We start from the raw sequence: 22,614 nt of genomic DNA on the forward strand, positions 1-22,614 counted from the left end.
CGGAGCCAGACATGATGGACATGCCTTCGGCTGACCGCCGCTGGCAACTCAGAGGTTACAATGCGTGGACGCTATTATGCGCTCAGCATCATCGCCCTTGCCGCAGGTGTGGCAGGCGGGGTGTTTCTTGAGCGCCTTTATCTGAACCCGGGCGACGGCAACGCGTCGGGGGAAGCTGAAATTCTCTATTGGGTCGCTCCCATGGACCCGAACTTCCGCCAGTCAGGCCCCGGCAAGTCGCCCATGGGAATGGATCTGATACCGGTTTACGCCGGACAGGAACCTTCGGCCGATCCGGCTGAAGTCAGCCTGTCGGCAGCCGAGGTCAATGCCATCGGCGTGCGTACCGCGCTGGCCCGGGTCGGCGAAATCTCCCAGCAGATCGAAACCGTCGGCTTCGTCGGCTACGACGAACATCTGACCAGCCACGTTCACACCAGAGTGGACGGCTGGATCGAGACGCTGAATATTCGCGCCGTTGGCGACAGGGTGAAAAAGGGTGAAGTGCTCTTCGAGCTGTTTTCGCCCGAATTCGGCATTGCCAGTTTCGATTTCCTGCGATCACTTTCGAACGGCAACGGGCTGTCGGTGGAAGCTGCCCGAAACAAGTTGCGCAGCCATGGAGCCTCCGAGGAGCAGATTGCCGAGATCGAGGCAGACCGCAAGGTCGCCCGCAGGATCAAGGTTGCCGCACCGCGCGACGGTGTCGTCATTGCGCTCGCGGCCGCCGACGGGATGTTCCTGCAACCCGGTGCGCAGGCCATGTCGATCACAGACCTCAATCAGGTCTGGCTGATTGTCGATGTCTTCGAGCGCGATATCGCGCGACTGACAGAAGACATGCGTGCGGTCGCCCGGTTCGAGCATCTGCCGGGGCGCACCTTCGAGGGGCAGATCGATTACATTTATCCGGAACTCGATCCCAAAACACGAACCCTTCCGGTCCGGCTTCTGTTCGACAACACGGAAGGTCTGTTGCGGCCGAACATGTTCGGAACAGTCCGGCTCTTTCCGAACGAAACCCGCACCGCTGTCACCATTCCGTCCGAAGCCGTTATCCGGACCGGAACGGCCGAGCGGGTTATCATCAAGGTTGACGAAGGCACCTTCAAGCCACGGCTGATTACCAGCGGGTTGCGAGACAATTTTGGAGAAAACGGGCGAACCGAAGTCGTTCAGGGTCTGGAGCCCGGTGAAGAGGTCGTCGCGTCGGCCCAGTTCCTGATCGACAGCGAAAGCGCGCTCAATGCGGGCCTGATGCGCATGGCGCCAACCAACGAAGCCCCTGCCCGGGGAACGGGCGACCTGATCGCCCTCGACCGCGTGTCCCGGATCGCGACCATCCGGCATGACAGCCTGGAAAGTCTCGACTGGCCGGCGATGACAACCCGTTTTCCGGTTGCAGCGTCCATCCCTCTCGACCGGTTGCGTGAAGGCGAGCAGGTTTCATTCAAGGCAGCGCGTGGTGCGGACGGCCTGTTGGGGCTGATCGACCTCAGCACGTCCGACGGCATCGCAGCCACCGGGTCGGGAACCGTTCTTGCTGTTACCAGCGACGGCAAACTGACAATGGAACATGGCCCGATCCCGGATCTCGGCTGGCCCGCCATGAAGATGGACCTGGATGTTGCCGGTTTCGATCCCCAGACAGTTCCGGTGAACGTTCCGGTGGAGTTCGATCTGGCCAAAGGCGAAGGCGGTCTCTTTTCGATTGTAGCAGTAAGGCAGCCGGGTGAAGCCGAGAAAGCTGCCGACAATCCGGCAACGAAGCCCGCTGAGGAGGTTGCCGAAGATACGCCAGCCGAAGCCGCACCGATTGTGGTGACAGGCACGATCGACTCGATCGATACGGAAAACGCGAAGGCAACGATCACCCATGGCCCCATTGCCGAGATCGGCATGCCGGGCATGACCATGGCCTTTGCCGTAGACGAGGATCTGGATCTTGCCGCCATTCCCGTTGGCACGGAAACCACGCTCACCTTCGCAAGACCCGACGGAATGACGATGGTCCTGGCAAAGGCAGAGCCGGTCACCCCGCCGATGGAGGTTCGCGGCACCATCAACGCCCTTGATCAGGATGCCGGCACGGCCAACATCACCCACGGGCCGATGGCAGAGATCGGCATGCCGGGCATGACGATGGATTTCGCAGTCGCTCCAGCCGTAGCCGTTGGTGATCTGCCTCTGGATCAGGAGGTGACCCTCCTGCTGCAGCGCAATCCGGACTTCTCCATGACATTGGTCGGCGTCCGACGTGAGGAGGGTTTGTGATGATTGCCGCAATCATTCGTGCCTCCATCGCCAACCGGGTGATCATTCTGGCGGTCGCCGCCATGATTGCCGTCGCCGGGATCTGGGCGGTCCGCGAAACGCCTGTCGATGCAATCCCGGACCTGTCGGACGTTCAGGTCATCGTCCGCACCCCCTACCCCGGACAAGCGCCGCAGGTGGTGGAAGACCAGGTCACATTCCCGATTGCCACGGCGATGCTCGCCGTGCCCGGTGCCAGTGACGTTCGTGGTTTTTCGTTTTTCGGGGACAGCTACGTCTACATCGTTTTCGAAGACGGAACCGATCTCTACTGGGCCAGAACCCGAGTGCTGGAATACCTCGGGCAGATTGCTGCAAACCTGCCTGACGATGTTTCGCCGCAGCTTGGCCCCGATGCGACGGGTGTCGGCTGGATTTACCAGTACGCCCTGATCGACCGCACCGGCAACCATGACCTTGCCCAACTGCGCGCCCTGCAGGACTGGTTCCTGAAATACGAACTCCAGACCGTCGACGGCGTGTCGGAAGTCGCCACGATCGGCGGCATGGTGAAGCAGTACCAGGTGGTTGTGGATCCCAACAAGCTCAGGGCCTACGACATCACGCTGTCGCAGATCCGCGGAGCCATCCAGGCCGCCAACCGGGAGACCGGCGGCAGCGTGATCGAGATGGGCGAAGCGGAATTCATGGTGCGTTCGACCGGTTACGTCGATGAGCTTGCCGATCTTGCCAAGGCACCGCTGATGGTCAACGACCGCGGTGCACCACTGACGCTCGGAGATGTTGCCGACATTCGCCTCGGCCCGGAAATGCGCCGCGGTGTCGGTGAATTCGGCGGCGAAGGCGATGCTGTCGGCGGGGTTGTCATCCTGCGCTGGGGCGGCAACGCGCTGGCGGCCATCAAGGCGGTCGAGGCAAGGATAGGAGAACTGCGCAGCAGCCTGCCCGAAGGGGTCGAGATCGTCACGACCTATGACCGCTCCGGCGTTATCGAGAGGGCTATCGAAAATCTTCAGACAAAGCTGACGGAAGAGTTCATCGTTGTCGTTCTGGTCTGCGCGGCCTTCCTCCTGCACTTGCGCTCATCGCTCGTCATCCTGTTCTCCCTGCCCCTCGGCATTGCGGCGGCCTTCATCATCATGAAGCTGCAAGGCGTGAACGCGAACATCATGTCGCTCGGCGGCATCGCCATCGCCATCGGCGCGATGGTGGATGCGGCCATCGTGATGATCGAGGCGATGCATCGGCGGCTGGAACACGAAAAACTGACCGCGGAGAACCGATGGCGGATCGTGGGGGAATGTGCTTCGGAAGTCGGCCCTGCCCTGTTCTTCTCCCTTGCGATCATCACCGTCAGCTTCCTGCCGGTGTTCGTTCTGGAGAGCCAGGAAGGAAGGCTCTTCAAGCCGCTGGCTTTCACAAAGACCTACGCCATGGCGGCCGCGGCCATCCTCTCCATCACGCTGGTTCCGGTGCTGATGGGCTACTTTGTCCGTGGGCGCATTCTTGCGGAGAACAAGAACCCTCTCAATCGCATCGTCATCTGGCTCTACCGGCCCTTTCTGGATGCGGCCATTGCCTGGCCCTGGGCAACGACCATCCTTGCAGGTGTCCTGGTTGCCTCCATGTGGTGGCCTCTTCAGAGGATCGGTACGGAGTTCATGCCCGCCCTCAATGAAGGCGATTTCCTCTACATGCCGACGCTGTATCCCGGCGTTTCCATCGGCAAGGCACGCGAAGTGCTGCAGCAGTCGGACCGCCTTATCGCAACCGTGCCGGAGGTTAAGACGGTCCACGGGAAGCTCGGCCGTGCCGAAACGGCAACCGACCCTGCCCCGCTGACGATGATCGAGACGACCATTCAGCTAAAGCCCCGCTCCGAGTGGCGAGAGGGTATGACGATGGAGCGGATCCGCGACGAACTTGACCAGGTCGTCCAGATACCGGGCGTTACCAACGTCTGGATCCAGCCCATCAAGAACCGCATCGACATGCTGGCTACCGGCATCAAGACCCCTGTCGGGGTCAAGATCACCGGTGCGGACCTTGGCGTCATCGAAAAGATCGGCATTGAAGTCGAAAACGCGGTTGCGGGGATCGACGGGACGGCTTCGGCCTACGCCGAACGGCCTGTCGGGGGTCGCTTCATCGAGATCGACGTCGATCGGGAAGCGGCTGCCCGCTTCATGATGAGCGTGCGGGACATTCAGGACGTCGTGCAGACCGCGATTGGCGGCATGCAGGTGTCGGAGTCCGTTGAAGGTCTGGAACGCTTTCCGATCAACCTCCGCTACCCGCAGGACTGGCGCAACAGTCCCGAGCGCTTGCGGGAACTTCCGGTGGTCACACCGTCTGGCGCCCATATTCCACTTGGAGCCCTGGCGGAGGTCAGCGTTGTAGACGGACCAGGCATGATCCGGTCTGAAAACGCCCGTCGGACCGGATTTGTCTTCATTGACATCACCGGCCGGGACCTCGGTGGTTATGTGGATGAAGCGCGCAGGACGGTTGCCGAGAAGGTTCAACTGCCGCCCGGCTATTCGATCGCCTGGTCGGGCCAGTATGAATACATCGAGCGCATGCAGGAACGGCTGAAACTCGTGGCCCCGGCAACCTTGCTGATCATCACCTTGATGCTCTTCATGGCGTTCAACCGGGTTATTGAAGTCGGCATCATCCTTGCGGCCCTTCCCGTAGCGCTCGCCGGAGGTGTCTGGTTCCTCTGGTACCTCGATTTCGACATGTCGGTCGCGGTGATCGTCGGCTTCATCGCCCTTGCCGGTGTTGCGGTCGAGACAGCCATCGTGATGCTGCTCTACCTCAATCTGGCCTGGGAAAAACGCAAGAAGCTTGCTGCTGCCGAGGCCCGTTCCCTGACGAGTGTCGATGTCGAAGAGGTCGTCTTTGAAGGTGCGCTTCTGCGTGTCCGACCGAAGGTGATGACCGTGGCGACGATCTTTGCCGGGCTGATCCCGATCATGTACGGCGACGGCACGGGCTCGGAAATCATGCAGCGGATCGCGGCTCCCATGGTCGGCGGGATGGCAACCGCCACCCTTCTGACCCTCTTCGTCATTCCCGCCATTTTCACGATCTGGAAGCGTCTCGCTCTCTCACGGGTCAACCGTGAGCTGAGCGTTGCCGCCCCGGACATGAAAGGTGCAGTCCAACCGGCCGAATGAATTGGCAACTCACAAACAAACCCAAAGAAAGGCAACTGAAATGAAGACCCTCATCCTCGCAGCGTTCCTGTCCATGACAGCCACACCGGCCGTCCTTGCCCAGTCATCACATGGCATGGACCATTCCAACATGCCGATGACCGATGAACAGATGGACGGCGCGATCCATGCCAAGGCTGTCGTCAACTCAATTGGCGACGGTACCGCCAATGTCAGCCATGATCCCATTCCGGAAATCGGCTGGCCGGCGATGACGATGGATATGACCGTTCTGGAAGGCGCACAGATGTCGGATGATCTGGCCCCGGGTGACAGCGTGATCCTGATGTTGGTGAAAGGCGACGACGGCATGTACGCAATTGGCGCGATGATGCCGAACTAAGCCCCCAGACAAACGGCAGCAGCCCGTGGCACCTGCCTCGGGCTGCTGCCGATCCCCTTCCAGACCCCTTCCACCTTCCCCAAATAGGGGTTGGCGAAAAACGCTTCCCCCTTTCCTGTTCTCCCGGTCACATCGCGGCAAAGCCATTGAATATTGAAAAGACAACGGCCTGAGGGATCGCTGTCTTGCCCTGATTTTTCAGGTTCTTTTTAATGACTACATTGTTTTGTGTTTTGACTGTTATTCAGGGTCAAACGGTTCAGGGAAACGAAATGAAGAAGTCTTTTGGGCGGATTTCTGCCGCGCACAATTCGCGGGCGGCAATGTTCGCGGTTCTTACCTGCCTTGCACTGTTTCCAGGTGCAGCTCTTGCAGAAAGCATGACGTTCGAAAACGTGTGCAAGGGCAACAACGCGGCAAGCTGTTATGTGCGGGCCGAGGGGCAGATTACCGACGAAACACCTGCGCAGTTTTCCAGCTATCTCGAAAACGAGCATTCCGACGGCAACAAGGTTCTGCTGCACAGTCCCGGCGGCAGTCTGATTGCGGGGTTGAAGCTGGGTGAACTGATCCGCGCCAGGGGGATGGAAACGGAAATCGGCATCTGGAAACCAGAGGGCGCATTCGGCGACACCGTCGACGGCGGCTACTGCATGAGCGCCTGTTCCTACGCATTTCTGGGCGGCGTAGTCAGGCGTATTCCCGCCGGCAATCGTCTGGGGTTTCACCAGTTTTTCTTGTCCGGGGAGAGGACCGGTCAGGTGTCATCGAGCCAGGTGGACCAAGCCCTGATGTCTGCGCAGGAACTGTCCAGCCGGATCGTGCGCTACCTGCTGGAAATGGGGATCGATGCCCGCATTTTCGTTCTGGGAACGGGGGCGAAGCCGGACGACATGTTTGTCCCCGACGCGGCACAGCTCGAGGAGTTTGCCCTTGTCACACCGGAGGGGTTCGGGGCTTTCTTTCTCGAGCCCTACAAACAGGGTCTTGTTGCGGCAAGCAAACGCAAGAGCACCACGCGCCTTTACGATCTCGCCAGCCAGTTCTCCAGCTACTGCCGCAAGAACAAGCCATATGTGCTGATTACGACCGATGGCGGCATTCTGAACCCGGATGACCTGCCGGAAACCAGAATCAACATGTATTCAAAGGGCCGCGGCATCACGGCGACGGCGACAAAGGACCTCCTGCGTGTCGTCGGCGATCGCAGCGTCGAGGTGGAAATCAACGACAAGGTCGTTGACTTGTTGTCGGCGTCCGAGCGCATCGAGTTCAACATGTTTCTTGGAATGGCATCCGGCGGCGAAGTGCGCGGCGCTATCGATCTGAGCGACATGGATCGCAAGATCATCGCCGCCAGCTTTCGTTTTTGCATCGGCTAGACAGGCGCAGCCCGGCAAAAACTCTCAACATATAAAAGCGGCACCGATAACGCTGATCTCAAGGCACTTTTCGTTGGATTTCCGCCGAAAAGTGCCTGTCAGGCGCACCGGTAGAAAGGGCTTTCAACACACGAAGGACACGGTTTGGATAGAGACTGTTAACCTAAATTTCCTACATCTCTCTCAAAGGCGTTCAACCCGAAACACTAGTCTTCTTTGTCCATGCGTATTTCCCGGAAGAATTTCTCAATTTCGAATTCGAACGATGCCGGCCAGCCTGCTCCCGACGATGAAACCAATCGGGAAGCTCAGGGTGGGCCTCTGCTCGGACAAAGCGTCCCCCTGGAAGGGGAGCGGGTCGCCGAGGCGCGCCGGACACCGCACGTTACCGGCAATCCGCAACAAACGGCAGCAGACTCAAACCGGGCAATAGACACATCTTCGGACGAGTCCTGCCAGAGTTACTTCTATCTCGCACCCAACGTCCGGTTCACCCGGACACCGGACCGTGGCGCGAAGCAGCGGTCCGTTCCGGCGGAAAGCGCAAGCGAAGTCACGGCTCCTGAGGTGGTTTCACCGGTCGAGGCAGAGCACCTAACGCAGGCTCCCCTTACCGCCTCGACGCCTTCCCCAGCTGTCGCGTCATCAGTACCGGTCACGCACATGCGTAGCCCTGTCGTCGATGGCAGACCAGTGGACGTGCAAGCCGTCGCCAACGATACCGGGTCCGGTGTGGCCCCCCTTGGTTTCCTGTCTGATCACGCCTTCTTTGAATTCATGTCCGACGATGCCCTCGCCCCGCAGGCGAGCACCGCGGCACCCGTTCAGAAAGTTGAAGAACCGGTGCTGCCCGTCAGGACGGTTTACGAGGAGGTTCCCGTTGCCGGACAGGTGACCTGTTCAGCAGAAGGTATCGTATCGCTCTACCGGGTCGTCGAATGCAACGGGTCCGCATCGGCAGCACCAGAGCCTGCGTCTGCCAGACAAGTTGCGGCTAAGCCTTCAAATCCGGCAACGCAGCCAGCAGACCAGAGGCTGGAAGCGGTTTCTGGTGTCGAGAGCACCGACCCTGCACCTGCTCCGTCGAAGGTGCAGGTCTCGATGCCGAGCCCCACATCCCGGTCCCTGTCCTCCAGCACGCACGCTCTTCCGCCAATTGGTGCAAGATCCGGGCAGCAATCGATGTTCGGCAGCTACGAGTTTCCGTCGGGCGATCTTCTGCAACTCCCTCAGGATGGCCCCGGCTTCCAGATGACGCAGGAGCAACTGGAACGGAACGCAGGGCTTCTAGAAAGCGTTCTGGAAGACTTCAAGGTCCGCGGCGAGATCATTCACGTCCGGCCCGGCCCTGTTGTCACACTCTACGAGTTCGAGCCGGCTCCGGGCATCAAGTCCTCGCGCATCGTCAACCTGGCCGACGACATTGCCCGCTCCATGTCGGCCATCTCGGCACGCGTTGCGGTCGTCCCCGGCCGCAATGTCATCGGGATCGAACTGCCGAACACGGAACGCGAAACCGTCTACTTCCGCGAGATGATTGATTCCAACAGCTTCCGCGCCACCAATTGCAAGCTCGCGCTGAGCCTCGGCAAGACAATCGGCGGAGAGCCCGTTGTCGCCGATCTGGCAAAGATGCCGCATCTGCTGGTGGCCGGCACGACCGGCTCGGGCAAGTCGGTTGCCATCAACACCATGATCCTGTCGCTGCTCTATCGCCTGAAGCCGGAAGAATGCCGATTGATCATGGTTGATCCGAAGATGCTGGAACTCTCGATCTACGATGACATTCCACACCTTCTGACGCCCGTGGTCACCGATCCCAAGAAAGCCGTGACAGCGCTCAAATGGGCGGTCCGCGAGATGGAGGATCGCTACCGCAAGATGGCGCGCCTCGGTGTGCGCAACATCAACGGCTTCAACCAGCGAGCTGCCGTTGCAAGTCAAAAGGGCGAACCGGTTGTCGTGACCGTGCAGACCGGGTTCGACCGGGATACGGGCGAGCCGCTCTACGAGCAGCAGGAAATGGACCTCGCTCCGATGCCCTATATCGTCATCATCGTTGACGAGATGGCCGACCTGATGATGGTCGCCGGCAAGGAGATCGAAGGGGCAATCCAGCGGCTGGCGCAGATGGCCCGCGCCGCGGGCATCCATCTGATCATGGCAACGCAGCGCCCGTCGGTGGATGTGATCACCGGCACGATCAAGGCGAACTTTCCGACGCGGATTTCCTTCCAGGTGACCTCGAAGATCGACAGCCGCACGATCCTGGGTGAGCAAGGCGCAGAGCAATTGCTGGGCATGGGCGACATGCTGCACATGTCCGGCGGCGGCCGCATCAACCGTGTCCACGGCGCTTTCGTCTCGGATGAGGAAGTCGAGCAGGTTGTCGCTCATCTGAAGAGCCAGGGCCGTCCCGCCTATCTCGAAACCGTGACCGCGGAAGAAGAGGAAGAGCTGGAAGAAGACGAAGCAGTCTTCGACAAGGGTGCGATCGCTTCCGAAGACGGCGACGACCTCTACGACAAGGCAGTGAAGATCGTCCTGCGCGACAAGCGCTGTTCGACCTCCTACATCCAGCGCCGTCTCGGCATCGGGTACAACCGTGCCGCCACGCTGGTGGAGAAAATGGAAAACGAAGGCCTGGTGGGTGCGCCCAACCACGTCGGCAAGCGCGAAATTCTGGCTACGAAAAAAGAGCCGCCTTCCGAAGAATAGGAAGCCCGGCTCGCTTGCCGGTATGGGCTCAAGGTGTCAGTTCAAGGTGTCAGGGAAACTTCAGCCCTGCACCTACTCCCTGGTGCTGTTCCAGCTGTTGAGGGACGCCAGAAGGCGTTCCAGAGACGGCTTGATCCTGTCCGCATCCGCCTGGTTCAATGCCGAAAGCAGGGTTCTTTCGTGCTCCATTGCTTCTTCGACCACATCTGAGCTCAGTTTCTGCCCGGCATCCGTCAGATGGACGCGAACACGGCGGCCGTCGCCCTCGTCGCTTTTGCGAACCACCAGACCACGCTTTTCCATCTGGTCGACAATGCGCGTCATTCTGGATTGTTCCATCAGTGAGTATCGCGCCAGCTGCGTGATCATCAGTCCGTCCTGATCGTAAAGGCAGGCGAGGACGCGCCATTCCGGAACGCGCAGGCCCAACTCGCGGACACGAATGTGAAACTGGTGGCTGGCCGCTTCGCTCGACGCCGCCAGCAGGTACAGCAGATAAGAAGAAACGAATTTTCCCGGCGTCTGGGTCAAAACCCTCCCCCCAATTATGTACCTCTTTTGAAGCTGTCCTTTATCCCGGACCGACCGGGAAAAAAAGAGGCTTGACTCATATTATATGAAATTTCATATTTTTACAGGAGGAGGCAGTACAGGTGAATCTTGTTCTTCAAAGTGTGGAACCGGAAACCGATCAGATTCGTGTTTTCAGGTTTCGGGCGGAAGCGGGCGCGCCGTTGCCCGGCTATGAGCCAGGCGCTCACATAAAATTCGATCTCGGTTCTCTGGGGGAACGCGAGTATTCGCTGATCGACTGGCCGGAGCCGGATGAGCTCTATACCGTGGCTGTGCAGCGGGAAGACGATGGCCAGGGCGGCTCCAAGGCCATGCATGCCTTGACCGCAGGCCAATCGATCTCCGTCAGCGAACCGAAAAACGACTTCCCACTTGCAGAAGATGTCCCGCACGTCCTGCTTTTGGCAGGCGGCATCGGCATCACGCCGCTGATCTCCATGGCAACGCGCTTGAAAGCGACAGATCGTTCTTTCGAGCTGCATTATTCTGCCCGCACGGCATCCCGGATGGGCTTTGCCGACAAGCTGACAGCAGCCTTTGGCGACAGCGCCCATTTTTATTTTGACGACACCGCCCCTCTCGACCTGGCCGCTCTGATGAAAGCGCAGCCTTCCGGAACGCATCTTTACATCTGCGGCCCCAAGGGAATGATCGATGCCGCACGCACGGCCGCAGCCGATGCGGGGCTTCCGGAAGATGCCATTCACATTGAACTCTTCAGTGCACCGCAGGCGCATTCCGGCGACGCGGCCTTCGAAGTGGAGGTTCACAGTACGGGACAAGTTGTGACCGTTGCCCCGGACCAGAGCATCATCCAGGCATTGGAGGATGCCGGCATCGACGTGATGTATGACTGTCAGCGCGGCGACTGCGGCATCTGTCAGACGGATGTGATCAGCGGTACGCCCGATCACCGCGACGTCGTGCTGTCGGATGCCGAAAAGGCATCGGGAAAGGTCATGCAGATTTGTGTCAGCCGCGCGAAATCCGCGCGGCTTGTCCTCGACCTATAAGGTTTCGCATTCCAGGGAGGAGCCAGCATGCGAACGGCCAGCCAGATCGCCGCTCTGTTTACAGGGCCACAGGTCCATCGGGACGTCTACACGTGCCCGGGAATCTACAAGCTGGAAATGCAGCACCTGTTCGCAAACACCTGGGTGTTTGTCGGTCATGAAAGCCAGACCCCGAACAAGGGCGACTATTTCACCACGCAGATCGGCGACCAGCCGGTCATCCAGGTGCGCCACTCGGACGGTGAGATCTACGTTCTTTACAATCGCTGCCCGCACAAGGGCACGAAGATCGCCATCGACCGGGAAGGCAATACGGGCAAGTTCTTCCGATGTCCCTATCACGCCTGGTCGTTCAAGACGGACGGCTGCCTGCTCGCGATCCCCCTGAAGAAGGGCTATGAGAACACCGGTTTCGAAGACACCGAGAATGCCAAGGGCATGACAGCCGTCGGGGCGGTCCGCAACTATCGCGGTTTCGTCTTTGCCCGCCTGGCTGCCGAAGGCATCGGCTTTGAAGACTATTTCGGCGACAGCCTCAGCTCCATCGACAACATGGTCGACCGGTCCCCGGAAGGGCGCCTGGAAATCGCCGGTCCGCCGCTGCGCTACATGCACAAGTGCAATTGGAAGATGCTGGTCGAAAACCAGACCGACACCTGCCACCCGATGGTTGCCCACGAAAGTTCCGCCGGAACGGCAGTAAACATCTGGAAAGAGATGGGCAATCCGGAACCGCGCCCGCCCGCGATGGAAATCATCGCGCCGTTCATGTCGCCCTACGAGTTTTTTGAGAACATGGGCATCCGCACCTGGCCGAACGGCCACGGGCATACGGGCGTCCATCATTCGATCCATTCCGACTATTCCGCGATACCGGGCTATTTCGAGGCTCTGAGCGAGACGCATGGCAAAGAGCGCGCGAAGGAAATTCTCGGCGAAAACCGGCACAACACGGTCTATTTCCCGAACATCATGATCAAGGGTCCTATCCAGCAATTGCGGAACTTCATTCCGCTGGGGCCCGACAGGACGCTGGTCGAAAGCTACATCTACCGGCTGGTCGGAGCGCCGGACGAACTCCTGGCGCGCACCGCCATGTACAACCGGATGATCAACGCACCGACGTCGATGGTCGGGCACGACGATCTGGAGATGTACGAACGCGCCCAGGAAGGCCTCATGTCGAACGGCATGGAATGGGTGAACATTCAGCGCCTGAGAACCGGCGAGGAAGATTTCACCGAGGAGGCCGTGGAAAACGGCACCACGGAACGGCAGATGCGCAACCAGTTCGATGCCTGGGTGAAATTCATGACAGCGACGATGGAGAAGGCGTGATGGCAATTTCCAGAGAAGAGGTCATCGACTTCATCTATGACGAAGCAAGAATGCTGGACGAGGGGCGCTACAGCGAATGGCTGGCGCTGTGGCTGGAGGACGGCCACTACTGGATGCCGCTCGACTACAAGCAGACCGATCCGCATCTCGTGACGTCCCTGCTTTACGAAGACATGTTCATGCTGCGCTTGCGCGTGGAACGACTGAACGGGGCGAGAACCTTCAGCCAGAAGCCCAAGAGCCGTTGCCATCATGTCATCCAGCGGCCCTTCATCGACGAAATGGACGGGGATCGGATCGTCACCAACACATCCATGCATTACGTCGAAACACGCCTCGACGAACAGTTCCTGCTGGCGCTAACGGCCACGCACGAACTGAGGGTAGTCGACGGCGCGCTCAGGATCGCCAACAAGCGGGTCGATATCCTCAATTGTGACGCCGCTTTCGGCAATATTCAGTTGCTGCCATGACCGCGACACTACCTGACACAGTCTATGCCGCCTTCGCTGCCACTGCGGAGAGATATCCGGATCGGCCGTTTCTGAACGTTCTGCCCGGGACTTCTGACATCTACGGCATCCCGGCCGGGGAAATGACTTATGGCGCCGCGCGCCAAGAGGTCGACACGCTCGCACGGGATCTGGCAGAGGCCGGCTATGGTGCGGGCATGCGCGTTGCCCTGCTTCTGGAGAACCGGCCAACGTTCTTCCTTCACTGGCTCGCGGTGAACCGGGTCGGCGGGTCGGTGGTGCCTATCAACCCGGATCTGAGGGCCGCGGAGCTGGAATATCTCATCGGTCATTCCGAACCGGCACTGATCGTTTCGATTGCGGACCGCAAGACGGAGCTTGAGACCGCTGTCGCCGCTGCCGGGATCGATGCGGCTGTGATTGCTCCCGGAGAGCCAATCCCCCGACCACTGGATGAAGCGGTGACCGCCCGGCCGCTGGAGGGCGAAGCCCGCGAGGCTGCCATCCTTTATACCTCGGGCACCACCGGCAAACCGAAGGGTTGCGTGCTGCCCAATACCTATTTCCTGCTCGCCGGGCGCTGGTATGCCGACGTCGGCGGACTGGCAACGCTGACGGAAGAGGGCGAACGCATGATCACGCCCCTGCCCGTCTTTCACATGAACGCCATGGCGTATTCCCTCATGGCCATGGTCACGGTTGGCGGGTGTCTTACCGTTCTGGATCGCTTCCATCCGCGTGCCTGGTGGCAAGATGTTGCCGCATCCCGGGCCACCTGCCTGCACTATCTGGGCGTCATGCCGTCCATGCTGATGGGGTTTGATCCCTCTCCCGCAGAGCGCGCGCATCAGGTGCGTTTCGGCTTTGGCGCAGGCGTCGATCCGAAGCTGCAGATTGCCTTTGAGGACCGCTTCGGCTTCCCCCTGGTCGAAGCCTGGGCGATGACGGAGACCGGCGCCGGCGCCGTGATTGCAGCCTCTGGCGAAGATCGGCTGGTGGCTCAGGCAAGCATCGGCAAGCCGAGCACGGGCGTCGAATGCCGGATTGTCGACGAGAATGGCAAGGAGGCGGTTCAGGGGGAACTGCTGGTGCGCCATGCGGGGCCGGATCCGCGCTACGGCTTCTTTTCGGAATACTACAAGGACGCGGCTGCAACGGATGAGGCCTGGAAAGGCGGCTGGTTCCACACCGGCGACATCGTCCGCCAGGGCAAAGACGGCAACCTGTTTTTTGTCGACCGCAAGAAAAACGTCATCCGGCGGTCGGGCGAGAATATTGCAGCCGTTGAGGTGGAATCGATCCTGATGCGTCATCCGGACATCGATGCCGCCGGCATCGCGCCTGTTCCCGACCCTGTTCGCGGCGATGAGGTGTTTGCCTGCCTGAAAGTGAAGAACCCGAGCCGAGAAAAGGCCGAGGCGATCACACGCTGGTGCCTGGAGCAGATGGCCTATTACAAGGCGCCGGGCTACATCGCCTTTGTAGACAAGCTGCCGTTGACGCCGACACAGAAGATCCAGCGGGCCGCCCTGAAGGAATTGGCCCTGCAGCTTCTGGACGATCCCGATACAATCGCCACCGGACACATGAAAAAGCGACAGGCCAGTTGATGGGGAAACGTCAGAGCTATGAGGGGGTTGCGGTCACCGCACCGGTTTCAGTTCCCTACCAGCGATATTCCATCGAGACAGCCCATTGGTGGATCGCAAGCGCGCTGCGTGGATCCCTTCAGGCCGCAGGTTTGAGACCGGCGGACATCGACGGGTTTTCGGTCGCCAGTTTCACCCTGTTTCCGGACACGGCCGTCGGGCTGACCCAGCATCTGGGTCTCTGCCCCAGGTGGCTGGAAAACATTCCGATGGGCGGCGCCAGTGGCGTGATCGCCCTGCGCCGCGCCGCGCGCGCGGTGCAGGCGGGCGATGCCGACATCGTGGCCTGCGTTGCCGGCGACACCAACCACATCGACAGCTTCAGAAATCTGCTGTCGAGCTTTTCCCGCTTTGCCCAGGACGCTTCCTACCCCTACGGCTTTGGCGGCCCCAATGCTAATTTCGCACTTCTGACCGACCGCTACATGCAGGAATATGGCGCAACACGCGAGGATTTCGGCATGATCTGTGTGGCGCAGCGCGACAACGCCCTGCGCAATCCGAACGCGTTGATGAAGAAGCCGCTGACGCTCGAGCAATATCTCGAAGCCCGCCCGATCGCCGATCCGATTGCCCTGTTCGACTGTGTCATGCCTTGCGCCGGGTCCGAGTGCTTTCTCGTCATGTCCGTTGAAGAGGCGCAGCGGCGGAACCTGCCTTATGCGGTGATTGGCGGCACGATCGAACGTCACAATGCCCATGCCCAGGATCCCGTGCAGTTGCGCGGGGGCTGGACGCTCGACGTGGAAGAACTTTACGCCATGGCGGACTGCACGCCGGACGACATCGATCTCCTGCAGACCTATGACGATTATCCCGTGATTTCGATGATGCAGATCGAGGATCTCGGTTTCTGCGACAAGGGCGGCGCTCCCGATTTCGTCAGGAACCGCGACCTGACGATTACCGGAGATTTTCCGCACAACACATCCGGCGGACAACTGTCTGCCGGTCAGGCTGGCGCTGCGGGCGGGTTCATCGGCCTTGTGGAAGCGCTTCGCCAGGTTCTGGGCAGTGCCGGAGGCACGCAGGTGGCAGACGCGACGACCGCGATGGTCTCCGGCTTCGGCATGATCAATTACGACCGTGGTATCTGTACGAGCGCGGCCATTGTGAAAACAGGGAGCCCGGCATGAGCTCACCGCTTTCCCCTCCCCTCAAGAAAGATCCGCAAAAGCGCACGCAGTCCCCGCTACGTCCCCCGGAGGCCCGATCCCGCGCGGCACTTGGTCTTACGGCGGCAGCAGCGGAGGGTCGCTTCGCGCTGCAGGTCTGTGACGACTGCGGCACCGTGCAATATCCGCCCCGGGACGTTTGCGGAAGCTGTTTGTCGGCCGCACTGGAATGGCAGGACATCTCGCCGGCGGGCACTCTGCTGGCGGAGACGCGGATCCGCACGTCGATCAATCTATACTTCCGGGAACGCACGCCCTGGCGCATGGGGTCGGTACAACTGGAGGCCGGCCCCGTGGTCCTGTGCCATGTGCATGGTGACTGCGAGCGCGGCGGGGCAGTCACCCTTCTCAACCGTCTGGACGCGTCGGGCCAGGGCGTTTTGCTGGCAGTGCCCAAGGACAGGACAAGCAATATGGAAGACGATCCGCAAATGCGTGCCCTTTCAGCCGCCCCGAAACACAGGCGTATCCTGATCACGGACCTGCGAAACCCGAACACGCCGGCTCTGGTATCCGCGCTGCTGGAGGCGGGAGCCTCAACCATCTTTGTCGGCGAGGCCGAAAGCTGGCGCCCACATGCCAACCGCGATCTGATTTCCGGATTGGAAAAGGTCAGCGTGCTGCCGCTCGACGTGACGGACACGTCTTCGGTGCAACGGCTGGCCGGGGAAATCGGCGGCAAGACGGACATTCTGGTCAACAACGCCCGGTTCCTCAGGCCGGGCGGCGTTCTGGCAAGAGGCGACACCGCCTTTGCGCGCGAGGAAATGGAGACCAACTATCTCGGTCTGATGCGCCTTGCCCAGGCCTTCGGGCCGGGCATGTGCACCCGCACCAACGATGGCGTCAATTCGGCGGTGGCCTGGGTGAATGTCCTTTCCGTCTTTGCCCTGTCCAACACACCGGATTTCGGCTGCTTTTCCGCCTCCAACGCGGCGGCCTATTCGCTGTGTCAGTCCCTGCGCGGCGAATTCCGCGCCTCGGGCCTGCGCGTCATGACCGTCTTCACCGGGCCGGATGACGATGACTGGACCCAGCCGGTACCGCCGCCCAAGGTCACCTCCAAGGCACTGGCAAAGGCGATCGTCTCAGGGCTGCAGCAAGGTCTTGAAGACGTGTGGTGCGGCGATGTTGCCATGGAGATCCGCGAGCGTTGGCGGCGGGACCCGAAGGTGCTGGAACGTGAACTCACGCAAGGGGGAGAAGGCGCATGAGCAGTCTGAACCAGCTGGTCTCCGGCCTTGCCTCCGGAGCCGTCAGGATTGTGGATCTGACCCACACGCTCGATCCGGACTTTCCGGTGATCGTGCTGCCGCCCGAGTTCGGTCAGTGTGCACGTTTCCGGATGGAGGAAATCAGCGCCTACGATCATCGTGGCCCGGCATGGAAATGGCACAACATTTCCATGAGCGAACACACAGGCACTCATTTCGATGCGCCCTCCCACTGGATTTCCGGCAAGGACGTGCCGAACGGCTCGGTTGACGAAATCCCGGCAGAGGCTTTTGTAGGTCCCGTGGTTGTCATCGATTGTTCGAAGGGCGCCGCAGAAAACGACGACTTCGAACTGACACCGGAGATCATCGCGGGCTGGGAAAGTGAGCATGGCCGCATTCCGGAAGATGCCTGGGTGCTGATGCGTACCGACTGGTCCAAGCGCAGAGGCGCCGACTACCTGAACATGCGCGCGGACGGGCCGCATTCGCCCGGACCGACGCCGGAGGCCATCCGCTTCCTGATAGAAGAGCGGAACATCCGGGGCTTCGGCACAGAGACGGTCGGAACGGATGCAGGCCAGGGCGCACATTATGTTCCGCCCTACCCCGCTCACTACTTACTCCATGGCGCAGGAAAATACGGTCTGCAATGTCTGGCCAATCTGGATCAGCTGCCCGCGACAGGCGCCGTGCTGATCGCAGCCCCCCTTAAAATCAAGAATGGAACCGGCAGCCCGCTTCGGGTTCTGGCGATGGTGACGGAATGAGTGAATTTACGGCAGTCGTTACCGGCGGCAACAAGGGGATCGGTGCGGATCTGGCCGAACGCCTTCTTGGGCGCGGCTACAGGGTGGTGTCCGTTGCCAGATCCGCCCCGGAAAAGTCTCACCCCAACCTGCACTCGGTAGAAGCCGATCTGCTTGACGCGGATGCCGTTGCAAACGCCGCCCGCGCCATCGCGGCGGAGTTCGAAGTCACCCACCTCATCCATAACGCCGGCCTGATCTGGCCCAACCTTGTCGAGGATGCCAAGCCCGAGGACATCACCGGCCTTGCACAGTTGCACCTGGGATCGGCGTTGACACTTCTGCAGGCGGCCCTGCCGAACATGAAGGCCCGACAGTTCGGCCGGGTCATGTTCAACGCCTCCAGGGCGGCGCTCGGTGCACCGACTCGCACGGCCTACAGCGCCAGCAAAGCCGGTATGATCGGCATGGCCCGCACCTGGGCCCTGGAGCTTGCTCCCCACGGTATCACCGTCAATGTGGTCGCCCCCGGGCCGATCCTGACCGACAATTTCTGGGGCATCGTCGAAAAGGACAGCCCGCAACAGGAAGCCCTTGCCAAACGCATTCCGGTCGGTCGCATTGGCAATGTGCGCGACGTGACCAATGCCTTCCTGTTTTTCTGCGATCCCGAAAACAGCTTCGTGACCGGACAGACGTTATACGTCTGCGGCGGCGCAAGCGTCGGAACCCTGACGATCTAGCGTGCGTCGCGTTTGACAGGAAACAACTTGCACCGCGACTTGCTCTGAAGCGTCTGAGCGCTCAGCTATCGTTTTGATCTTGCGGCATGCAGGCCAGAAGGGCCGCCTTCACGTCGTCCGGCCAGGGGATGGAGCAATGCTTGTCGAGATCGCTGGCCGCCAGCACCTGGGTGCTCGACCAGCGCTTTTCGCCCTTGCAGCTAATCTCGTGATGCATGGTGACGGACGACCGCCCGACCCGCTGCACGGTTACCTCGAATTCCAGCTCTTCGCCGAAAAAGGAAGGGCTTGAGAAGTCGCTGGAAAGATGGACGGTCGGGGTGCCCCAGCGTTCCTCCCAGATAATCTTGTGCCACGGATAGCCGAGTTTCAGCCAGAATTCCTCGTTCACACCATTGAGAATGTTCAGATACGACGGGAAATAGGCTGTCCCGGAGATATCGCAGTCTCCGAAGTTGAGCATGCGGGTGGTTTTGAATGGAACGTCCAAGTTGCCTGTCTCCCTGCGTGTTGCCAGCCTGCCCCACAAGGGTGGCCGGACTGTAATTTATTTGATTTTGCACATATCGCAGACAGGCTTCAACACAGGCCTCATCCTCGAAACAGGGCTCTCCTTCCCCAAGCCAGTCTGATCCAGGTTTATGAAACCACTGCAATTCATTGATTTCATGTAATAAACCGGAACCACTCCACGATTCCATCCCCTAAAAATCTGATTGTGCATTTTCTCTATATTCTATCCTTGATTGCAAAAAATACATGCAGTTTCATATTTATTGACAAGACATGCTCATCAATGAAAGTATTCAAAACGGTCTCGGCATGCGGAGGAGCCCAGCCAGACAGACGCATCATTCAAGGGAGAGGAAGATGAAGTCGCTTTTCAGGATTGTTGGCGCTGCCGCAGTTTCACTGAGCCTCAGCGTTTCGGCACTTTCGGCAGAAACCGTCCTTAAGATTTCGAGCTGGCTGCCGCCAACACATGGCGTGAACACCGATATTTTTGCAAATCTCATCACGATGATGGAAGAAGCTTCCGGGGGAGAAGTCTCCGGTGAACTCGTCTTCGGTCTGGCCCCGCCGCCGGCCCAGATGGATCTGGTTCTCGATGGTGCCGCGGACATGGCTATCATCTTCCACGGCTACCAGCCGGGCCGTTTCATCGGTACAAAGCTGATTGAGCTGCCGGGCTACGAAGGCAACGCGGAAGCAGCATCCGTCGCCTATTGGCGCGTCTATGAAAAGTACCTCGCCGACCTGAACGAGCATCGCGGCGTCAAGGTCATTTCGCTCAATACCCATGGTCCCGGCCAGATCCATTCCAGCAAGGAAGTCAGCAGTCTTGCCGAGATGAACGGCCTGAAAACGCGTATCGGTGGCGGCGTTGCCGGTGATGTTGGGTCCGCGCTCGGCCTGATCGGCATCAACGTTCCGGCTCCCAAGGTTTATGAAACCCTGGAATCCGGTGCCGCCGACGCAGTGGCGATGAACGTCGGCGAGCGTGTCGGCTTCAAACTGAACGAAGTTGCCAAGTATCTTTATGACATGCCGGGCGGCCTCTATCGCGGTTCGTTCGCCATCATCATGAGCCAGGAAAAGTTCGACAGCCTGCCGGAAAATGTCCAGAAGGCCCTGGACGAGCAGGTCTTCGGCGAGCCTGCCAGCCGGATGGCAGGTGCGGCCTGGGACAAGTCCGACAAGATTGCCTATGAAGCGACCAAGAACGCCGAGGGCACGAAAATCACGCCCGCGAGCGACGATGACATCGCCGCGTTCAAGGAAATCAGCAAGGAAGTCACGGACAAGGTTCTGGCCGAACTGCAGGAAGCCGGGGTGGACGCAAAAGCCGCCTACGAGATGGTCAAGCAGGAAATGGCCGGAAACTAACGAGACCGGGCGGTCCGGTTCGTCCGGACCGTCCGTAGCTGAAGGATCTGGACGTGTCCCGTCTTCTCAAGTTTGCGGCCAGTCTGCCGGCGCTGCTTGCCTCGTTTGCCTTGTTCATCCTCATGGTCATGACGTTTTGCGACGTGGTGCTCCGGTCGGTGTTCAACGCACCGATTGAAGTTGCCGCCGACATGACGCGCCTGCTCATGGCAATCATGGTTTTCTCCGTCCTGCCGGTCGTGTCCGCAAAGGACGGCCATATCTGCGTCGACCTGACGGACGGCATGTTCAAGCGGGCCGGACTGACCCGCTGGCGCAACGCCTTTACCGACCTCTTTTGCGGCCTGATGCTGATCCTGCCGGCCATGCGCGTGTTTGATCTGGCCGAACGCAGCCGGTCTTACGGCGACGTCATGGAGTACCTGCGCCTGCCCCTGCACTATGTCGGATGGTTCATCGCCATCGTTACGGCAATTACCGCCGCAGTCCTCATTTTCCGTGGGCTCGGCCATATTTTCGCACCGAAATTGATGAGCCCCCGGCATGCTTGAAGGAATTCTTGGATTCGCAGCGGTTCTCGCACTGGTTCTGCTGCGCGTTCCCATCGCCTTTGCCATGGGCTTTGTCGGCATGATCGGCTTCATGATTGAATCGGGTTACCGTGCCTCGATTTCCATGACCGCCCGCCTGATCATCGACACCAGCCAGGACTACGGCCTTTCGGTCGTGCCGCTGTTCATCCTCATGGGCCTGTTCGTAAACAAGGCGGGGATCAGCCGCGAGCTTTACGCGGCTTCCAATGCGTTTCTGGGTCATTTCCGCGGTGGACTGGCCATGGCAACCATCGTTGCCTGCGGCGGTTTTGCCGCCATTTCCGGATCGTCGCTTGCAACCGCCGCTACCATGTCGAAGGTTGCCATGCCGGAAATGCGCCGGTTCGGCTATGCCGACAAACTGTCGACGGCCTCGATTGCCGCGGGCGGAACGCTCGGCATTCTGATCCCGCCTTCGGTGATCCTGGTCATTTACGGCCTCCTGACCGAAACATCTATTGGCAAGCTTTTTGTCGCCGGCATCCTTCCCGGGCTTCTGGGTGTCGTGCTCTACCTCGTCGCCGTCCAGTTCACCGTCTGGCGCGATCCGGAAGCCGGTCCGGCAGGCGAACGCGTCAACCTGCGCGGCAGACTATCCGCCTTGAAGGAAGTCTGGGCCGTGCTGTTGTTGTTCTTCCTGGTGATCGGCGGGCTTTACGGCGTCTTCGACGTGCCGCCGATCAACTTGAGCTTCTCGCCGACGGAAGCGGCCGGGATGGGCGCGATGGGAGCATTTCTGATTGCCCTTGCCCGCAGGCGCCTGTCTCTCGCAGATGCCCTGGAAGCCCTGCGTGAAACGGCCATGACCGCAGCCAGCCTGTTTGCCGTGCTGATCGGCGCCTGGATCTTCTCAAACTTCGTCAACATTGCAGGCCTGCCGACCGCGCTCAGCGATATGGTGACCGCCTACAATCTGCCGCCGTGGATGGTCATGGGGCTGATCCTGCTGATCTATATTGCGCTCGGCTGCGTCTTCGAAAGCCTGTCGATGCTGCTGTTGACCGTGCCGATCTTCTTTCCGGTCGTGACCGGGCTTGGCTATGATCCGATCTGGTTCGGTATTATCGTCGTGGTGGTGACGGAAATCAGCCTGATCACACCTCCGGTCGGCCTCAACGTTTTCGTTTTGCGGGCAGTTGTCGGCGATGTGCCGACGGCCACCATCTTCAAGGGCGTCACGCCTTTCTGGATGGTCGACATTCTTCGGCTGATCATCTTGCTGACGTTGCCGGGGCTTGTGCTCTTGCTGCCAAATCAGATGTAGCGCCA

Annotated in this window: 18 protein-coding genes; 16 read left to right on the forward strand and 2 right to left on the reverse strand. The window is 60.1% G+C overall.

Going from position 1 to position 22,614, the window contains the following annotated elements; genetic code table 11:
- Positions 1-60 precede the first annotated feature (60 nt).
- The 5 genes from SIAM614_RS23790 to SIAM614_RS23810 all read left to right on the forward strand — a co-directional run bounded on the left by SIAM614_RS23790 (position 61) and on the right by SIAM614_RS23810 (position 9,938).
- Positions 61-2,274, forward strand: coding sequence for an efflux RND transporter periplasmic adaptor subunit (locus SIAM614_RS23790; RefSeq protein WP_006938501.1), 2,214 nt, complete (start codon positions 61-63; stop codon positions 2,272-2,274).
- On the forward strand, positions 2,274-5,456 hold the full coding sequence (locus tag SIAM614_RS23795; RefSeq protein ID WP_006938502.1) for an efflux RND transporter permease subunit: 3,183 nt from the start codon (positions 2,274-2,276) through the stop codon (positions 5,454-5,456). The genes SIAM614_RS23790 and SIAM614_RS23795 overlap by 1 nt, the downstream gene beginning before the upstream one ends.
- A gap of 40 nt (positions 5,457-5,496) precedes the next feature.
- Complete coding sequence (locus SIAM614_RS23800) at positions 5,497-5,838, forward strand: copper-binding protein (protein ID WP_006938503.1); 342 nt, start codon at positions 5,497-5,499, stop codon at positions 5,836-5,838.
- A 272-nt stretch (positions 5,839-6,110) separates the two neighbouring features.
- Complete coding sequence (locus tag SIAM614_RS23805; RefSeq protein WP_006938504.1) at positions 6,111-7,220, forward strand: COG3904 family protein; 1,110 nt, start codon at positions 6,111-6,113, stop codon at positions 7,218-7,220.
- Between the two features lie 222 nt (positions 7,221-7,442).
- Positions 7,443-9,938: a DNA translocase FtsK gene (locus SIAM614_RS23810; protein ID WP_081455328.1), complete on the forward strand. Its 2,496-nt coding sequence runs from the start codon at positions 7,443-7,445 to the stop codon at positions 9,936-9,938.
- 72 nt (positions 9,939-10,010) lie between these two features.
- On the opposite strand, the gene SIAM614_RS23815 is transcribed toward SIAM614_RS23810, so the two are convergent.
- On the reverse strand, positions 10,011-10,469 hold the full coding sequence (locus tag SIAM614_RS23815; protein WP_006938506.1) for a MarR family winged helix-turn-helix transcriptional regulator: 459 nt from the start codon (positions 10,467-10,469) through the stop codon (positions 10,011-10,013).
- 122 nt (positions 10,470-10,591) lie between these two features.
- Between SIAM614_RS23815 and SIAM614_RS23820 the strand changes: the two genes are divergently transcribed.
- Genes SIAM614_RS23820 through SIAM614_RS23855 form a run of 8 tightly spaced genes read left to right on the forward strand, consistent with a single transcriptional unit; the run spans position 10,592 to position 18,865 of the window.
- On the forward strand, positions 10,592-11,524 hold the full coding sequence (locus SIAM614_RS23820) for a PDR/VanB family oxidoreductase (RefSeq protein WP_006938507.1): 933 nt from the start codon (positions 10,592-10,594) through the stop codon (positions 11,522-11,524).
- Positions 11,525-11,551: 27 nt separating this feature from the next.
- A complete protein-coding gene (locus SIAM614_RS23825) occupies positions 11,552-12,862 on the forward strand; it encodes an aromatic ring-hydroxylating dioxygenase subunit alpha (protein WP_006938508.1) in 1,311 nt (436 codons plus the stop codon).
- Positions 12,862-13,335, forward strand: coding sequence for an aromatic-ring-hydroxylating dioxygenase subunit beta (locus SIAM614_RS23830; RefSeq protein WP_006938509.1), 474 nt, complete (start codon positions 12,862-12,864; stop codon positions 13,333-13,335). The genes SIAM614_RS23825 and SIAM614_RS23830 overlap by 1 nt, the downstream gene beginning before the upstream one ends.
- Complete coding sequence (locus SIAM614_RS23835) at positions 13,332-14,945, forward strand: AMP-binding protein (RefSeq protein WP_006938510.1); 1,614 nt, start codon at positions 13,332-13,334, stop codon at positions 14,943-14,945. Before SIAM614_RS23830 ends, SIAM614_RS23835 begins: the two co-directional genes overlap by 4 nt.
- Positions 14,945-16,120: a thiolase family protein gene (locus SIAM614_RS23840; protein ID WP_006938511.1), complete on the forward strand. Its 1,176-nt coding sequence runs from the start codon at positions 14,945-14,947 to the stop codon at positions 16,118-16,120. The genes SIAM614_RS23835 and SIAM614_RS23840 overlap by 1 nt, the downstream gene beginning before the upstream one ends.
- A complete protein-coding gene (locus tag SIAM614_RS23845; RefSeq protein ID WP_040440973.1) occupies positions 16,117-17,373 on the forward strand; it encodes an SDR family NAD(P)-dependent oxidoreductase in 1,257 nt (418 codons plus the stop codon). The genes SIAM614_RS23840 and SIAM614_RS23845 overlap by 4 nt, the downstream gene beginning before the upstream one ends.
- A complete protein-coding gene (locus tag SIAM614_RS23850; RefSeq protein ID WP_006938513.1) occupies positions 17,370-18,143 on the forward strand; it encodes a cyclase family protein in 774 nt (257 codons plus the stop codon). Before SIAM614_RS23845 ends, SIAM614_RS23850 begins: the two co-directional genes overlap by 4 nt.
- On the forward strand, positions 18,140-18,865 hold the full coding sequence (locus SIAM614_RS23855) for an SDR family NAD(P)-dependent oxidoreductase (RefSeq protein WP_006938514.1): 726 nt from the start codon (positions 18,140-18,142) through the stop codon (positions 18,863-18,865). The genes SIAM614_RS23850 and SIAM614_RS23855 overlap by 4 nt, the downstream gene beginning before the upstream one ends.
- A 61-nt stretch (positions 18,866-18,926) precedes the next feature.
- Here the strand turns inward: SIAM614_RS23855 and SIAM614_RS23860 are convergent, their stop codons facing one another.
- Entirely contained in the window at positions 18,927-19,355 is a 429-nt protein-coding gene (locus SIAM614_RS23860; protein WP_157140044.1) for an acyl-CoA thioesterase, read from the reverse strand.
- A 380-nt stretch (positions 19,356-19,735) separates the two neighbouring features.
- On the opposite strand from SIAM614_RS23860, the gene SIAM614_RS23865 reads away from it, so the two are divergent.
- From SIAM614_RS23865 to SIAM614_RS23875, 3 genes are read left to right on the forward strand one after another with little or no spacing between them, the layout of a single operon-like run.
- On the forward strand, positions 19,736-20,752 hold the full coding sequence (locus SIAM614_RS23865) for a TRAP transporter substrate-binding protein (RefSeq protein ID WP_006938516.1): 1,017 nt from the start codon (positions 19,736-19,738) through the stop codon (positions 20,750-20,752).
- Positions 20,753-20,805: 53 nt separating this feature from the next.
- Complete coding sequence (locus SIAM614_RS23870; protein WP_006938517.1) at positions 20,806-21,303, forward strand: TRAP transporter small permease; 498 nt, start codon at positions 20,806-20,808, stop codon at positions 21,301-21,303.
- A complete protein-coding gene (locus SIAM614_RS23875; RefSeq protein WP_006938518.1) occupies positions 21,296-22,609 on the forward strand; it encodes a TRAP transporter large permease in 1,314 nt (437 codons plus the stop codon). The genes SIAM614_RS23870 and SIAM614_RS23875 overlap by 8 nt, the downstream gene beginning before the upstream one ends.
- The last annotated feature ends 5 nt before the right edge of the window (positions 22,610-22,614 follow it).

Origin of the sequence: Roseibium aggregatum IAM 12614 (assembly GCF_000168975.1) — a bacterium.
In the GTDB taxonomy this organism is placed as follows: domain Bacteria; phylum Pseudomonadota; class Alphaproteobacteria; order Rhizobiales; family Stappiaceae; genus Roseibium; species Roseibium aggregatum.

Coding starts and splice junctions, on each gene's coding strand:
- SIAM614_RS23865 (WP_006938516.1), top strand. CDS start 19,736: ATGAAGTCGCTTTTCAGGATTGTTGGCGCTGCCGCAGTTTCACTGAGC.
- SIAM614_RS23845 (WP_040440973.1), top strand. CDS start 16,117: ATGAGCTCACCGCTTTCCCCTCCCCTCAAGAAAGATCCGCAAAAGCGC.
- SIAM614_RS23850 (WP_006938513.1), top strand. CDS start 17,370: ATGAGCAGTCTGAACCAGCTGGTCTCCGGCCTTGCCTCCGGAGCCGTC.
- SIAM614_RS23795 (WP_006938502.1), top strand. CDS start 2,274: ATGATTGCCGCAATCATTCGTGCCTCCATCGCCAACCGGGTGATCATT.
- SIAM614_RS23825 (WP_006938508.1), top strand. CDS start 11,552: ATGCGAACGGCCAGCCAGATCGCCGCTCTGTTTACAGGGCCACAGGTC.
- SIAM614_RS23790 (WP_006938501.1), top strand. CDS start 61: ATGCGTGGACGCTATTATGCGCTCAGCATCATCGCCCTTGCCGCAGGT.
- SIAM614_RS23835 (WP_006938510.1), top strand. CDS start 13,332: ATGACCGCGACACTACCTGACACAGTCTATGCCGCCTTCGCTGCCACT.
- SIAM614_RS23830 (WP_006938509.1), top strand. CDS start 12,862: ATGGCAATTTCCAGAGAAGAGGTCATCGACTTCATCTATGACGAAGCA.
- SIAM614_RS23840 (WP_006938511.1), top strand. CDS start 14,945: ATGGGGAAACGTCAGAGCTATGAGGGGGTTGCGGTCACCGCACCGGTT.
- SIAM614_RS23810 (WP_081455328.1), top strand. CDS start 7,443: ATGCGTATTTCCCGGAAGAATTTCTCAATTTCGAATTCGAACGATGCC.
- SIAM614_RS23805 (WP_006938504.1), top strand. CDS start 6,111: ATGAAGAAGTCTTTTGGGCGGATTTCTGCCGCGCACAATTCGCGGGCG.
- SIAM614_RS23855 (WP_006938514.1), top strand. CDS start 18,140: ATGAGTGAATTTACGGCAGTCGTTACCGGCGGCAACAAGGGGATCGGT.
- SIAM614_RS23800 (WP_006938503.1), top strand. CDS start 5,497: ATGAAGACCCTCATCCTCGCAGCGTTCCTGTCCATGACAGCCACACCG.
- SIAM614_RS23875 (WP_006938518.1), top strand. CDS start 21,296: ATGCTTGAAGGAATTCTTGGATTCGCAGCGGTTCTCGCACTGGTTCTG.